Genomic DNA, 16325 nt, shown 5'->3' on the forward strand with positions numbered 1-16325 from the left:
CACCATTATCGTGGGTGTCTCTTGTTGGATCAATCATCTTGTATACGGTATAACAGTTATATATGTATGCATTATTGAAGTGACCAAAAGAATGTTAAAGATTTTTGCTAAGCAAAATATCTATTTATTATGAAGAGGTGAGCGTACCAATGATCGATCCTAGTATAAAACATGATTTACGCGAAATGGCTACCAAATTATCTAACCTTAGGGGGTCTCTTTGACTTAGACCTCAAGCGTGAATTGATTGCTAACTTTGAAGAGAAGATGTCTGCACCAGGATTCTGGGATGATAATGAATCAGCTCAAGAAGTCATTTCTGAAATGAATGCTGTTAAAGGTGCTGTAGATGATTATCTAGAACTTCAGCAAGAGCATGATGATGCAAGTCTTATGGCTGAGTTAGCAGACGAAGAAGATGATGAGTCGCTAGCAAAAGAAGTAACAGAAAGTGTGAAAAAGCTTGTTCGCAAAATCGAAGCTTTTGAATTACAGTTACTATTAGATGAACCGTATGATAGCTTAAATGCTATTTTGGAACTTCATCCGGGTGCAGGCGGAACCGAGTCGCAAGACTGGGGAGAGATGTTGCTTCGGATGTACAAACGTTGGGCAGAGAAAAGTGGCTTCAAAGTAGAAGTGATGGATTATCTAGCTGGTGATGAAGCAGGGATCAAAAGTGTTACGTTGCTGATCAAAGGGCATAATGCTTATGGTTACCTCAAAGCTGAAAAAGGAGTACATCGTCTTGTACGGATTTCTCCTTTTGATTCTTCAGGCCGTCGTCATACTTCGTTTGTCTCCTGTGATGTTGTGCCAGAGATTACGAATGATTCTACGATTGAAATTCGCACCGAAGATTTGAAAATTGATACGTACCGCGCTAGTGGCGCCGGTGGTCAGCATATCAATACAACCGATTCTGCGGTTCGGATTACGCATTTACCTTCTGGTGTGGTAGTAACCTGTCAAAGTGAACGTTCACAGATCAAAAACCGTGAGCATGCGATGACAATGTTACGTTCCAAATTGGTAGAACGTAAAATTGAAGAAGAACGTAAGCAATTGGACGAGATTCGCGGAGAGCAATCGGATATTGCTTGGGGCAGTCAGATTCGTTCTTATGTATTCCATCCGTACAGTATGGTCAAAGATCACCGTACTTCTGTCGAAACAGGAAATATTGGTGCAGTCATGGATGGAGATTTAGATCCATTTATTGATGGCTATTTACGTAGTAAGCTCAAAATCGAAGTCGAATAATAATCGATTTTCTAAAGTCTGGTATGAGAGTTATCTTTCATATCAGGCTTTTTTTGTGCTTCGATAACGAGAAGAGGTCTATGTCTAGTCTGTAGCGATACAAGCATAACTCTATTTCATCCAAAAGATTGTTACAAAGCAAAACATCTCTGCTATACTACGGTGCTGTATGTTCTTTTCAAATAAATAGGGTTGCGTTAGAATAAGAAAGCTATGAGACTTTATGCAAAATAATGAGTACAGGAGAATATCAAAATGATCATGCAACCTCGTACAGGGCAACGCAGACGCAAGCCGCCAATGATTCCATTAACAGGACCTCTTCGTAACAGTTGGGATATTTTGTTGATCATCGTAGGCGCTTTTATTATGGCACTGACGTTTAACCTGTTTTTATTACCTAATCATATCGCTTCAGGAGGGGTCTCCGGGATATCGATTATTGTCAATCAACTACTCGGGATTGAACCGGCGTATATTCAGTGGTTACTTAATATTCCTTTGTTTGTCGCAGGCGTGATATTACTGGGTAGACAATATGGAATGCGTTCATTGATTGGGACGATTGTATTACCGCTATTTGTTTATCTGACAAGTAGTTTTCCTGTGCCTACGACTAACCCTTTATTAGCAGCATTGTATGGAGGAATTGGAGTAGGGTTGGGACTCGGGATCGTTTTCCGCGGACGTGGTTCTACCGGTGGATTATCCATATTAGCGCAAATTATTCAAAAGTACACTGGATTCAGCATGTCTTTCTGTGTCATTTTGACAGACGGTAGTGTTATTGTATTCGCAGGGTTATTATTGAAGCCAGAACAAGCATTATATGCGTTAATCAGTCTGTATATTACCAGCAAAGTGATCGATGCTGTTGAGCTTGGATTCAGCAATTCCAAAGTTGCTTATATTATTACCAATGATATTGAACAAATGCAGACAGCGATTCTAAATGATCTGGATCGTGGATTAACAAAGCTTAATGGTGAAGGCGGATATACAGGTGACGAACGAACTGTATTAATGGTCGTTATCGGGCAGAATGAAGCCAGTCGTCTTAAAACGATTGTACGTTCTGTTGATCCAGATGCTTTTGTTATTATAAGCAATGCCCAAGAAGTATTAGGTAAAGGATTCAAAATGACTGGATAAAATAAAAAAATCCTTTTCGCCATATCAGCTTAGAACTCATTAGGTAAGAGTTGAGCGCTGAGAAGCGAAGAGGATTTTTTTATAATGTATCGGGTCAGAGCAATACATCACAAAGGTGCTAGTTGCTATAGTTCTAATCATTTGTAATCTTATAAGCTAAAATTATTTTTGTAGTATGTATTAGTTAGCTTTTCTTTTTAAAAGATAAATGACGGCATAACCAATTGCTAAAATAGCTACACTGGCTAGACAAGCAAGTACAAGCGAAATAGTAATAGTTCCAATTAATGAGTAACCGACAAGCAATCCGGTGAGAAAAGCAGAAATTAAATTAATCGCTATATTCCTCATCTATCCAATCCTTTCCCTTTATCAAGTATAGATCAATAGTAAAATGAAATGGTAAATAATGGTTTGTGGATATCGTAGCACGAAACAGATGCAAAATAAAGAGAATAGATGAGTAAGTTAAGCGCACTGATATAATTAGTAATATTAGTAAAAAGTATCGATTAAAAGTAAAAAAGACCTTTTCTGAAATTTAATCAGTTAAAGGTCTTTTATTCGTATATAATACAACTAAAACAGATAAGACGATGTATAGATGCATAAAAGGAATAAATTTATTCATAAAGTTGTATTTATATTAACATAGATGTATAATAATACACATCTTATTTATTCGGACAGAAATGGAAATTGTCGTTAGTAAAATGAAAAATTGCTTATACATGGATACAGTAGATTAATGATCTTATTTGAGTACAGGAGGAGTTCAGCTTGAATCCAACTAAACAAAGAGTAGCTATTGTAGGTTCCACCGGCTATGGCGGGGTGGAACTGATTCGTTTTTTACAGCATCATCCGCATATCGAGATTACTTCGGTTATTTCTGCATCAAGCAGTGGAGCACCGATGTCAGATCAATTTCCCCATTTAGATAGCATTATTGATATGGAATTAGATGGAGTCGATGCAGTGGCAACGGCTGCCAAAGCAGATATTGTATTTACCGCTACCCCTTCAGGAGTGAGTAGCACTTTAGTTCCACAATACTTAGAAGCAGGGTTGAAAGTGATTGATTTATCCGGTGACTTTCGCCTCAAAGATAGCAGTACTTATGAGCAATGGTATAAGCACGATGCACCTGAAGCTAATTATTTGGCAGAAGCAGTGTATGGGTTATGTGAGCAAAAGGGTAATGATGTACAGGATCAACGTCTAATCTCGAATCCAGGTTGTTATCCTACGGCTACCTTGCTTGGATTAATGCCTGGTGTCGAAGCAGGTTGGATTGATCATAGTTCGATTATTATTGATGCGAAGTCTGGTGTATCCGGTGCTGGACGTGGAACCAGTCTAACCAGTCATTATGCAGAAATGAATGAGAATTTTAAAGCGTATAAATTAAACAAACATCAACATATTCCAGAAATAGAACAAGTATTGTCCGGTGTAGCAGGTGAGCCTGTTGTTGTTACATTCAGTACACAGTTGGTGCCCATGACACGCGGTATTATGTCTACTATGTATGCAACGATCAAAGGGCAACATAGCGAGCAGGATTGGATCGATCTTTATCGTGAGTACTACAGCGATCGTCCATTTGTACGTATTCGCAAACAAGGTAATTGGCCTTCGACTAAAGAAGTAGCAGGTTCTAATTATTGTGATATCGGATTTGCTGTAGATGAGCGTACAGGACGCATCACGATTGTGTCTGTTATTGATAATCTCGTCAAAGGCGCGGCAGGACAAGCGATCCAAAATTTAAATCGTATGATGGGCTGGGAAGAAACACTAGGTCTAAAAATGGTCCCTGTTTATCCATAACGCTTGGCAGTATAAGCGTTAACCCAAGTGCTTGGCAGTATAAGCACGACCCAAGTCCAATAAGAAAAAGATTTTTGCAAAGCAAAATATCTAGTCCATAGTGCTTGGCAGTATAAGATTTACCCAGTATATAGTAGTCATTGTCGATCAGGAAGTGAGAGGAGATATCATGGCAGATCAGGGATTCAAAGTAGTTGAGGGAGGTTCTATTGTAACTCCTCAAGGATTTCAGGTAGGTGGATTGCATTGTGGTCTCAAAAAAACAGAGCGTAACGATCTTGGGGTCATCGTCTGTGATGTACTGGCCAATGCAGCGGCAGTATATACAACAAATCTATTTCAAGCCGCACCGCTTCAAGTGACTCGTGAAAGTCTAGCACATGGCACATTGCGCGCAGTAGTGGCTAATAGTGGAAATGCAAATGCATGCACAGGCAAACAGGGTGAGCAAGATGCCTATACGATGCGTGCTCAGACCGCACAGTATCTAGGTGTAAATGAACACGAAGTAGCAGTAGCCTCAACAGGTGTGATTGGTGAATTGCTCAAAATGGATCGTTTATCTGCTGGAATCACTCGCCTTCCTGCACATATCGGCAAAACAGAAGAACATGCAGAAGCATTTTGCCAATCGATTTTAACAACCGATTTGGTTAAAAAAGAAATCTGCGTATCTGTAATAGTAGATGGACAAGAAGTGCATATTGCTGGAGCAGCTAAAGGATCTGGAATGATTCATCCGAATATGGCGACGATGCTTGCTTTTATGACTACAGATGCTGTGATCTCTTCAAGTGCGTTACACCAATTATTAAGTCAGACCACAGATCAGACATTCAATATGATTACTGTAGATGGAGATACAAGTACCAATGATATGCTGGTAGCGATGGCAAGTGGATTTGTACAACATAACGAATTAACGCCGGAACATCCAGATTGGAATCATTTTGCTGCGGCTTTCCGTAAAGTCTGTGAATATCTAGCTCAAGCGATCGCACGTGATGGTGAAGGAGCAACCAAGTTAGTAGAAGTGGTTGTAACTGGAGCGATCAGTGAATTATCGGCTAGAGCGATTGCTAAAACGGTAATTGGCTCAAGTCTGGTTAAATCAGCGATGTTTGGAGCAGATGCGAACTGGGGACGTGTTATAGCCGCTGTAGGGCGTGCAGGCGAACCTTTGAATGTAGAGACAGTAGATATTCGATTGGGCGATATCGTCGTGCTGACAGGCTCTAGACCGGTTACATTTGATGAAGAAGCAGCATTAGCTTATTTACAAGGTGATAAAGTCGAAATCGTGGTTGATTTGCATTATGGTGAAGGACAAGCTGTAGCGTGGGGCTGTGATTTGACGTATGACTATGTACGTATTAATGCCGCTTATCGCACATAACAATAGTATTGGATTATTCAAGTTCAAATAAAGGCTAGGTGATACAAACAATGAGCGGATCAACTACACGTACTTTTGTAATGAAGTGCGGAGGAAGTACACTTGCAGCATTACCTGATTCTTTTTTCACCGACTTGAATGAGATTCAATTATCAGGTATCCAACCCGTTATCGTACATGGCGGTGGACCAGCAATCTCTGAAAATTTGAGCAAATTGGGTATTGAAACTGAATTTGTAGGTGGATTGCGTAAAACGACAGAAGAAGTATTAGACGTTGTAGAAATGGTACTATCAGGCAGTATCAACAAGCAGATTGTGCGACGTATCCAGAGTACAGGTGGCAAAGCGATCGGTATTTCCGGTGTAGATGGCTCATTGATCCAGGCCAAACCTGTAGCAAATTCTAGCGAAGTCGGGCTAGTCGGTGATGTAACGTATGTTGAAGCTTCTATTATTCAAGGAATTGTTGATCTAGGTTATATGCCGATTATTGCGCCTGTTGGAAGCGATGCTACAGGACAACGTTATAATATCAATGCAGATACTGCTGCCGGTGCGGTCGCTTCTTTTCTAGGCGTACCCCAAATGATAGTCGTTACCGACGTACCCGGAATCATGCGAACAATAGATGGCAACAAACAAGTATTGCCTCAAGTATCTATTCAAGATATCGAGGATATGATCGCTACCGGAGAAATCTACGGCGGCATGATCCCTAAAGTCAAAGCAGCTATCGCCTGCATCCATGGTGATGTCCAAGAAGTAATCATCGTAGACGGCACCGAACCCCAAGTACTCAGCCGTGTACTCAAAGGTGAAACCATAGGCACACGCATTGTACGTAAAAATTAAATCTACAATCAAGCTAAACCAACCATTACATCTATAGTTTAGATAGATGATAAACAGTATCTATTATTAAAAATTCCTGTTTATTTTGATTAGTATCTTAAAGATATTCAATCTCATTCAAAGTACATGTACCATATTATTATGTATTTGTGTATCTAACTTCAATAAATCTTGCAAAGACTAATTATATGTGCAAAAGTACGAATCCAGATTAGCGTATTTTAACTAATCAGCTTTTAAACTATTAAATCTATTTCACTAATCCAAAATTAAAGAACTAAATCTAAAAACTAAATCCAAGAAATTGAACTACCCTGCCACTCCACCTGTAAAATTAAAAACGATCTTAAAATGAGGTTATATGCACAGAGTGGAAAAAATGGATTTGATTCTGAAAGAGCGAAGCGCTCGCCTTTGAGGTGGTATCCTTACCGCAAAGCGGAATCAAAAGGATACCACCTCAACAGCGACGACAAGAACAAATCCATTTTTGGAACGGTCTCTGCATACCACTCCATTCCCATTCGTTTTTCAAATCACACACTATTTATGAGGAGCGTGACCAGCATGGCTAATCCGATCAGCAGTCAATCTGCACAACCAACACAAACCGAGCAATCTGAAAGTTCTTTATTTCCGACGTATGCGCGTTATCCTATCGCTTTTGCTAAAGGAAAAGGCAGTTATCTGTGGGATACCGATGGTAAGAAATATCTCGATTTCATGTGCGGAATTGCTGTGACGAATCTAGGTCATGCACCGGACGCTGTGATTGATAAACTCAAAAACCAGTTGGATCAACTGTGGCATACATCGAATCTGTTTCATATTCCGAATCAAGAGCAAGCCGCGAAATTAATTACCGATCATAGCTGTGGTGATGCAGTATTTTTCTGTAACAGTGGAGCCGAAGCGAATGAAGGGGCAATCAAGTTAGCTCGCAAATATCAACAAAAAGTCAAAGGTGAAGAACGCTACGAAATTATTACGTTCCGGCAATCATTTCACGGTCGTACGCTGGCTACATTGACAGCTACCGGACAAGATAAAGTCAAAGAAGGATTCCATCCATTGCCTGCTGGATTTGTGACTGTACCTTTACATGATCTGGATGCACTGAAGTCAGCTGTTAACGAACATACAGCAGCGATTATGATCGAAATGATTCAGGCTGAAGGTGGCGTCTATCCAGTAGAACCTGAATTTATGCAACATATTGTAGACCTGTGTAATGAACATGGATTGCTACTCATTATTGATGAAGTACAGACAGGTATGGGACGTACAGGCAAAATGTTTGCCTATGAGCATTATGGAATCGAACCGGATATTTTCACATTAGCTAAAGGGCTAGGAAGTGGTTTCCCGATTGGCGCATTAGTCGGTAAAGCATTTCTGAAAGAAGCTTTTGTCGCAGGCAGTCATGGCTCTACATTTGGAGGAACACCTCTAGCTACAGCCGCTGTTATCGCTACGATCGAAACGATGCAAGAACACAATGTGGTAGAACAAGCCGCTACAATGGGAACGTATTTACAACAACAATTACAAGAGAAGATCGGTCATCATCCATTTGTCAAAGATATTCGTGGTAAAGGATTATTGATCGGTATCGAATGTGATGGGCCTGTTGGAGAATTGGTTGTAGTGGGACAAGAAAAAGGATTGTTGTTTATTACAGCAGGACCTAATGTGATTCGCCTGTTACCTAATCTACTGGTCACTAAAGAAGAAGTTGATCAAGCAGTCAATGGAATTAAAGAGATTATCGAAGCCTATGCGCCGATTGTAAATAGTCAGACTCAGCTCAATGGTAAATAAACAGAAGGATGGAGGTTCACACCAATGACAGATACAGTATCGAAAAACAGCTCATTAGAGCTTAGTCATTTTAAAGGCAAAGATTTCGTAGAATTAAGCGATTATACGGCAGAAGAAATTCATTTTCTGATCGATCTAGCGATAGAATTGAAACGCAAGCAAAAAGCAGGAGAATCGTATCGTCCACTCGAAGGTAAAACAGTCGGATTAATTTTCGAGAAATCTTCGACACGTACCCGGGTATCTTTTGAAGTAGGTACTTTCCAACTTGGAGGACATGCGTTGTTCTTGAGTAAAAACGATATCCAAATGGGACGCGGAGAGATTATCGCCGATACAGCGCGTGTGATGTCTCGTTATCTCGATGGGATTATGATTCGTACGTTTGGGCATGAAAATGTAACGGAACTAGCGAAATATGCAGATATTCCTGTGATTAACGGACTGAGTGATCTAGGGCATCCTTGTCAGGTGCTTGCTGATTTCCAGACGATTGTCGAGAGCAAAGGCAAACTCAAAGGATTGAAATTAGCTTATATCGGAGACGGTAACAATATGGCACACTCGCTGATGATCGGTGGCGCACGTGTAGGTCTGGATGTGTATGTAGCTAGTCCAGAAGGCTATGAGCCTGATCCTGAAGTGGTAAAACAGTGCGAAGCCTTAGCGGCTGAAAGTGGAGCAATCATCAAAGTCGTACGTGATCCGAAAGAAGCGGTGCAAGATGCAGATGTAATCTATACCGATGTTTGGGCAAGTATGGGCTTTGAAGAAGAGCAGAAGATTCGGGAACAAGCTTTCAAAGATTATCAGGTCAATGAAGAATTGGTCAGTCATGCGAAATCCGATTATATCTTCTTGCATTGCCTTCCTGCTCACCGCGGTGAAGAAGTGAGTGCAGGTGTGATCGATGGACCGAACAGTGTCATTTTTGATGAAGCAGAAAATCGTCTACATGCACAAAAAGCAATTATGGCGGCTTTGATCGGATAACAAAAACGAAGTATACTTATCGTTACTTTGAATTTGGAACAATAAAGCAAGATCATTGAAGATGAAAAATAAAGAAACAACTGCGATTTTGACAAGAAGGAAAATGGAGGGAACACATTACTATGGCTAAAAATAAAATTGTACTTGCATACTCGGGTGGACTGGATACGTCTATCATTTTGAAATGGTTAAAAGAAACGTACGATGCAGAGATTATCGCATTTACCGCAGATATCGGACAAGCGGATGAATTGGATGGATTGGAAGAAAAAGCGTTAGCAACAGGTGCTTCCAAAGTCTATATTGATGATCTACGTGCAGAATTTGCCGAAGACTTTATCTATCCTATGTTCCAAGCAGGAGCGCTATACGAAGGGCAATATCTATTAGGTACAAGTATTGCTCGTCCACTGATTGCGAAGCGTATGGTTGAGATTGCGCGTGCTGAAGGTGCTATGGCTATCGCTCACGGTGCAACAGGTAAAGGAAACGATCAGGTTCGATTTGAATTGAATGCAGCGGCTCTAGCTCCTGAGATCAAAGTTATCGCTCCATGGCGCTTAGAAACATTCCGTGATCAATTCCCGGGACGTGCAGAAATGATTGAGTATGCTGAAAAACATGGTATTACTGTCACAGCTTCAGCAGCGAAACCATATTCAACAGATCGTAATTTGCTACATATTAGTTATGAAAGTGGTGTGCTGGAAGATCCGAACTTTGATGCAAGTGCAGAAAGCAACAAAGATATGTTCTTACTCAGCGTGTCTCCAGAAGATGCACCCGATCAACCCGAAATGTTAGACTTGGAATTTGAAAATGGTAACTGTGTTGCGCTTAATGGAGAAAAATTAACTCCGCTAGCAGCGATGGAGAAATTGAATGAGCTTGGTGGTAAACATGGTATCGGTCGTGTCGATATGGTGGAAAACCGTTTTGTCGGTATGAAGAGCCGCGGCGTATATGAGACACCGGGTGGAACAATTCTATTCACAGCTCACCGTAAATTAGAATCATTAACGATGGATCGTGAAGTGATGAGTCTGCGTGATTCGTTGATTACACGTTACAGCAATCTAGTATACAATGGCTTCTGGTTCGCACCGGAACGTCTTGCTCTTCAAGCGCTTGTTACAGAAAGCCAAAAAAATGTAACAGGTACCGTACGTGTGAAATTATACAAAGGCAATATTATTGCAGCAGGTCTAAGCAGTCCATACAGCCTGTATAACCCTGAAATTGCAACGATGGAAGCTGATCCAACCAATGCTTATGATCAAGGGGATGCAGCAGGCTTTATCCAATTGAATGCTCTTCGTCTACGTGTAGGCGCAGGTGTGCGTCAAGCAGCTCAAGCGGATAAAGGAGAGTGAGTCACCAATATGAGTAAATTATGGGGCGGACGTTTTACCAAGCAAACGAATCATCTGGTTGAAGAATATACAGCTTCGATTAATTTTGATAAAGCTTTGGCAGAAGAAGATATTCAAGGCAGTCTGGCACATGTAAGTATGCTAGGCAAATGCGGAATCGTTCCTGCTGAAGATGTAGAAATCATCAAAAACGGACTGAACAAAGTATTGGAAAAAATTCGTGCAGGCGAGATTCAATTTTCGGTCTCTGATGAAGATATTCATATGAATATTGAAAAGCACTTGATCGAAGAAGTAGGCGCTGTTGGTGGTAAATTACACACTGGACGTAGTCGTAACGATCAGGTGGCTACCGATATGCATTTATATTTGCGTAAGCGTGTCTTGGAGTTAACAGGACTACTGCATGCGTTACAAGAATCGTTGATTACACAAGCGAAAAGCAATATGGATACGATTATCCCGGGATATACGCATCTACAACGGGCTCAACCGATCCTTTTCCCTCATCATCTGATGGCATATGTCTCGATGTTTGAGCGTGATATCGATCGTCTGAAAGACAGCTACAAGCGGATCAATGTATTGCCACTGGGTGCAGGTGCACTCGCAGGAACGACTTTCCCGATCGATCGTCATTATGTAGCAGAGCAATTAGGCTTTGATGGAGTCTACGAAAATAGTCTGGATGCAGTAAGTGATCGTGACTTTATCGTGGAATTTCTTGCAGGGGCTTCATTAATTATGACGCATCTTTCTCGTCTATGTGAAGAGTTAGTGTTATGGAGCAGTACTGAATTTAGCTTTGTTGAATTGGATGATGCGTTCTGTACCGGTAGCAGTATTATGCCACAGAAAAAAAATCCAGATGTTGCTGAATTGGTACGTGGTAAAACCGGTCGTGTATACGGTAATCTGATCGGATTACTAACTGTACTCAAATCGTTGCCGCTTGCTTATAACAAAGATATGCAAGAAGACAAAGAAGGTATGTTTGATACCGTAGCGACTTTGGAAGGTGCACTTCAATTATTTGCTCCGATGATCGCTACGATGAAGGTCAATACAGGACGGATGCGTGAAGCGGTTAATAAAGACTTTTCCAATGCGACTGATATTGCAGACTTCCTGGTAGGCAAAGGGTTGCCTTTCCGTCAAGCTCATGAAGTGATTGGTAAAACGGTCTTATACTGTATTCAAGAAGGCAAATATTTGCTAGATCTAACATTGGAAGAATTCCAAAACTTCTCTCCATTGTTCGACGATAGTATCTACGCAGTGTTGCAACCAGAAGCTGTCGTGAATGCACGTAATGTATACGGCGGTACAGCAACCGTACAGGTAGCAGCAGCTATTAAACGTGCTGAAGATAAATTAACGCACACTGTAACATGGCTAGAAGGTCATGTGCAGTAGAATACATGAACATATAGGTAAAGCAGAACAATCGCTTAATAATTTTGCATAGAATAGAGCAGGGTTGGAGTGTGGATGATGTCTCATGTTGATCCTCTCTATTCTTATTGCTTTTAACCTATCATTTCAAAAAAAGTCATCTCAAAAAGGACAACCATGCTGATGCTGGTTGTCCTTTTTGAATATTACGATTTGATCACCAACCCCATTAGTCCTACAAATGAAGAAGCTTGATAAGACGATATAATACATCCGCGTAAATCTTCAATCTCAATCTGCAAACTTGTGAAATCACAGGTGCTCAGATCAACTGTATCTAACGAAGTACCTGACAGCATCGCTGTATCTAATTGACATTGTTCGAAAAAAACAGAGTTAAATACCGATGAACAATAATCAGCACCAAGCAATGAACAATTTTCAAAAAGAACACGTTTGAACTGGGAAAAGCGAAATACAGAATAATCAGCAACACAATGAGTAAAACGAACATTTTGCAATCGACTTTGAGCAAAATCGGTACCGATTAATTTGCAGTTGCGAAATTCAGTACGATGTACAAATGAACGAGGAAATGGAATATTAGACAGATCGCATTGATCAAATATTACATCGGTCAGTTCAATTTCAGCTAAATGAGACTCGATCATATCTACATGTTCAAAGATTGTTTTGTCAAAAGAAACACGCTGTGCTTCCTGACGATCAATGGTGAAATGTTCTATTCTGGCATGGCTGAATTCGTCTTTGGATTGCAATGTGTATAAAGGCTCATGTAAAGCTTCTAAATGCTGAGGAATCTTGGGTGCTTCGATTGGGATATTCATATGTACATGTACCTCCTGAATTGGGATTGTTATTATTGTATATCAACGATAAGTGGTTATTCTATGACTCGGTGCCTAGATTATGATTTTGCTGTGATATCTGTTACAATAACAGCACTTCTTAGTTCATATAACTGTAACAATAAAAATATCGAAATCCTATTGCGTATTCTACAAAAAGAGATACAATAAGACTGTAAATGTTCACGTTAACAAAATGAATAAACATTGCTGAATCAACGAAAGGAAGGAATACAATGACTGCTAAATTTTTGGATCAAAACTTTATGTTACATAGTGATACAGCGATCCAACTGTATCATCAAGTAGCCAAAGATATGCCGATTATTGATTACCATTGTCATTTAAGTCCGCAAGAAATTTTGGAGAACAAAACGTTTAAAAATATTACAGAAGCATGGTTGTACGGCGATCATTACAAATGGCGGGTTATGCGTGCAAATGGTGTAGAAGAAAAATATATTACAGGCGATGCCGATGATTACGACAAATTTCTAGCGTGGGCAAGAACAGTACCGCAATTGATTGGCAATCCACTGTATCACTGGACTCATCTTGAATTACAACGCTTTTTCGGAGTAGAAGAATTATTAAGTGAAAAGACAGCTCCGCAGATCTGGCAAAAAGTAAATGAACAGTTACAAGGAGAAGGATTCGGAGCACGTGATCTGATTACCAAATCGAAAGTAACTGTAGTGTGTACAACCGATGATCCGGTTGATGATCTTGGTTATCATGCACAGATTCGTGAATTAAGCGATTTCTCTACAGCGGTGTTGCCAAGCTTCCGCCCGGATAAAGCATTAGAAATTAATCGTGCAACTTTCCGTCCGTGGTTAGAGCAATTAGTAGCGGTGTATGGTTCAGATATTCGCACTTATGATGACTTTTTGAAAGCGCTTGAGCAAAGAGTTCGCTTTTTCCATGCGGCAGGTGGACGGGTATCTGACCATGCATTGGATACGGTTGTTTTTGCAGAAGCGACGCAAGCAGAAGTGAATGAGATTTTTGCCAAAGTATTAGAGCAAGGACAAGTAAGCAGTGAAGAAGAAGCGAAGCACAAATCGTATACACTTGTATTTTTAAGTCAATTGTATGCTGAACTGGATTGGGCGATGCAGTTCCATATTCATGCGCTACGTAACAACAATACATCGATGTTCCGTAAGTTAGGGCCGGATACCGGTTATGATTCCGTAAATGATGGATTGATCGCCAAACCATTAGTATCGTTACTAGATGCAATGGAATCGGCAGGAGCATTACCGAAAACGATTTTGTATTCACTGAATCCGAATGATTACCCTGTATTAGCTAGTGCAGCAGGTAGCTTCCAGAGCGGTGGAATCGCTGGCAAAATTCAGTTCGGTACAGCATGGTGGTACAACGATCATCGTGATGGTATGCATGAACAAATGAAGTTGTTAGCCAATATGGGTGTGTTAGCACGTTTTGTAGGGATGCTAACCGATTCACGTAGCTTTTTATCGTATACCCGTCATGAATATTTCCGCCGTCTGTTATGTGATCTATTAGGAACATGGGTAGAGCAAGGGGAAGTTCCTGATGATATGGAATTGTTAAGCGGTATCGTTGAAGGCATTTGTTATACGAATGCAGAGCAGTACTTTAATTTTCCTGCTGTAGTGTCTGTGCAATAAAAAGATACAAGAATCGCTTTGGCTGACTGCTAGAATAAGTGATCTATTATAGTAATGTTCTAGCGTATGCAGTCAAAGCGATCTTTATTTTAAATGATTATGTGATTAATTTCACAATATATGAATGTGTGATAGCAAAGTTATTATGAATGCCATAAGTATAACAACGGGTAGTAGAAGAACCAAATCGTATCCGTATTGTAAGCGGTTGATTTTATCAAATCAAGGGGTGTGTCACATGGGAGTAGCTACATTAAAAGGGGTCAAAGCAGAAGAAAATGTAATTGACGGCAAGATCAGTCTCAAAGAAAAGATTTCATACGGTATGGGGGACTTTGGGAACGGATTTATGTTTGATCTGGGGCAATTGTATCTGCTTAAATTTTTTACAGACGTTGCTGGTATTCCTGCGATCGCAGCAGCAGGTATTTTTCTAGTCAGTAAATTATTTGCAGCGATCTGTGATCCGATTGTAGGTTCATCGATTGATTATCGCAAAAACATCGGGAAGAACGGTAAATTTAGACCGTATCTGATCTATGGAAGTATTATTCTTGCGATTCTTACAGTGTTTACGTTTATCTCACCTAATCTATCGGTAACCGGTAAATTAATTTATGCGTATGCGTCTTATATGATCTGGGGAATTGGCTATTCATTTGTTAATATTCCTTATGGTTCACTTGGAGCATCGATCACTCAGAATACGATTGAACGAGCATCGTTATCTTCATTCCGTCAAGCCGGTTCGCTTGGAGCACTATTCGTGACCAGTGTTATTGTGATGCCTTTGATTGTGCATTTCGCTAATCCATCTGTAGGATTTCCAGTGGTTATGGGAATTATGTCTGTGATTGGAGTACTTGCTTTTATTGTCTGCTTCCGTGGAACCAAAGAACGGATTATTAGTCAGGCAGCTCCTTCTGAAAAATTATCGGTCGGCAGTGTAGTCAAAACGTTTGTCAGTAACAAACCACTGTTAGTGCTTGTATTGATGACGGTGTTTACCATTTCAGCTTATAATATCAAATCAGCGATGTTGATTTATTTTGCTCAATATAATCTTGGTAATGTGGAACTAATGGCGTATATGAACTTTATTATTATCGGCTCTTCCTTTATCGGCGTGTTATTTTTACCTAAACTGGTAAAAAGATTTGGTAAACGCAAAACAGCGATGATCGGGCTTGGCATTAGTGTAGTAGCAGATACAATCAACTTTATTGCACCATCGAATGTGTATCTTTTCACAATCTTAGCAAGTATTGCTTTTATCGGTATCAGTATTCCGAATGGTGTTACATGGGCGTTTGTATCCGATATTATCGATTATGGGGAATGGACTTCTGGCGAACGTAAAGAAGGAACGACGTATTCATTATTCAACTTTTCACGTAAATTGGCACAATCGTTATCCGGTTTCTTATCAGGGGTAGGTCTGGCTGTGATCGGTTATGTCCCTAATGTGGTGCAGACAGTAGGCACGCAGATCGGGATCAAAGCATTACTTTGTCTGTATCCTGCGATTGCACTAGCGATTGCGATGTTAATTATCGGATTAATGTACAAATTAACAGATAAAAAGCATGAACAAATCGTTGAAGAATTACAATTGCGTCATCAACCTTTAGAGTAAATCAGAGTGAGAACAATCGCATAGCGCCCGGCAACCATCCGTATTATGGTGAGTAGATCATAATATGTTATTCTTAGGA

At 40.3% G+C, this 16325-nt stretch carries 13 protein-coding genes; 11 read left to right on the forward strand and 2 right to left on the reverse strand.

What is annotated here, in order from left to right; translation table 11 throughout:
• The first annotated feature begins 149 nt into the window (after positions 1-149).
• Positions 150-1263 (forward strand): peptide chain release factor 2 gene (gene prfB / locus PQ460_RS03250; protein ID WP_273613732.1). Its coding sequence is split into 2 segments (ribosomal slippage): positions 150-221 and positions 223-1263, totalling 1113 coding nucleotides; the frame shifts between segments, so codons are not numbered across the junction.
• 255 nt (positions 1264-1518) lie between these two features.
• Positions 1519-2415, forward strand: coding sequence for a YitT family protein (locus PQ460_RS03255; protein ID WP_420540624.1), 897 nt, complete (start codon positions 1519-1521; stop codon positions 2413-2415).
• Between the two features lie 180 nt (positions 2416-2595).
• Here the strand turns inward: PQ460_RS03255 and PQ460_RS03260 are convergent, their stop codons facing one another.
• The gene (locus PQ460_RS03260) at positions 2596-2766 is read right to left on the reverse strand and encodes a hypothetical protein (RefSeq protein ID WP_274171782.1); all 171 of its coding nucleotides are present in this window, start codon (positions 2764-2766) and stop codon (positions 2596-2598) included.
• 429 nt (positions 2767-3195) lie between these two features.
• Between PQ460_RS03260 and argC the strand changes: the two genes are divergently transcribed.
• The 7 genes from argC to argH all read left to right on the forward strand — a co-directional run bounded on the left by argC (position 3196) and on the right by argH (position 12101).
• Complete coding sequence (gene argC / locus PQ460_RS03265) at positions 3196-4248, forward strand: N-acetyl-gamma-glutamyl-phosphate reductase (RefSeq protein WP_274171783.1); 1053 nt, start codon at positions 3196-3198, stop codon at positions 4246-4248.
• Between the two features lie 169 nt (positions 4249-4417).
• Positions 4418-5644 carry a bifunctional glutamate N-acetyltransferase/amino-acid acetyltransferase ArgJ gene (gene argJ, locus PQ460_RS03270; protein ID WP_274171784.1) on the forward strand — a complete coding sequence of 409 codons (1227 nt, stop codon included), beginning with the start codon at positions 4418-4420 and terminating at the stop codon, positions 5642-5644.
• Between the two features lie 50 nt (positions 5645-5694).
• On the forward strand, positions 5695-6498 hold the full coding sequence (gene argB, locus PQ460_RS03275; RefSeq protein ID WP_273613729.1) for an acetylglutamate kinase: 804 nt from the start codon (positions 5695-5697) through the stop codon (positions 6496-6498).
• A 567-nt stretch (positions 6499-7065) separates the two neighbouring features.
• The gene (locus PQ460_RS03280) at positions 7066-8319 is read left to right on the forward strand and encodes an acetylornithine transaminase (protein ID WP_274171785.1); all 1254 of its coding nucleotides are present in this window, start codon (positions 7066-7068) and stop codon (positions 8317-8319) included.
• A gap of 24 nt (positions 8320-8343) precedes the next feature.
• Positions 8344-9312 (forward strand): ornithine carbamoyltransferase, encoded by a 969-nt coding sequence (argF, locus tag PQ460_RS03285; protein ID WP_274171786.1) that lies wholly within the window; start codon positions 8344-8346, stop codon positions 9310-9312.
• Between the two features lie 122 nt (positions 9313-9434).
• Positions 9435-10685 carry an argininosuccinate synthase gene (locus PQ460_RS03290; protein WP_069328524.1) on the forward strand — a complete coding sequence of 417 codons (1251 nt, stop codon included), beginning with the start codon at positions 9435-9437 and terminating at the stop codon, positions 10683-10685.
• Positions 10686-10694: 9 nt separating this feature from the next.
• Positions 10695-12101, forward strand: a complete 1407-nt coding sequence (gene argH, locus PQ460_RS03295) for an argininosuccinate lyase (protein ID WP_274171787.1) — start codon at positions 10695-10697, stop codon at positions 12099-12101.
• A gap of 185 nt (positions 12102-12286) precedes the next feature.
• On the opposite strand, the gene PQ460_RS03300 is transcribed toward argH, so the two are convergent.
• Positions 12287-12928: a pentapeptide repeat-containing protein gene (locus PQ460_RS03300; protein WP_274171788.1), complete on the reverse strand. Its 642-nt coding sequence runs from the start codon at positions 12926-12928 to the stop codon at positions 12287-12289.
• Between the two features lie 257 nt (positions 12929-13185).
• Here PQ460_RS03300 and uxaC point away from each other — a divergent pair, with 257 nt between their 5' ends.
• Together uxaC and PQ460_RS03310 are read left to right on the forward strand one after the other, a co-directional pair.
• Positions 13186-14610, forward strand: coding sequence for a glucuronate isomerase (gene uxaC / locus PQ460_RS03305; protein ID WP_274171789.1), 1425 nt, complete (start codon positions 13186-13188; stop codon positions 14608-14610).
• Between the two features lie 238 nt (positions 14611-14848).
• Positions 14849-16246 (forward strand): MFS transporter, encoded by a 1398-nt coding sequence (locus PQ460_RS03310; RefSeq protein ID WP_273613722.1) that lies wholly within the window; start codon positions 14849-14851, stop codon positions 16244-16246.
• The last annotated feature ends 79 nt before the right edge of the window (positions 16247-16325 follow it).

This window comes from Paenibacillus sp. KACC 21273, assembly GCF_028736095.1.
Taxonomy (GTDB): domain Bacteria; phylum Bacillota; class Bacilli; order Paenibacillales; family Paenibacillaceae; genus Saccharibacillus; species Saccharibacillus kyungheensis.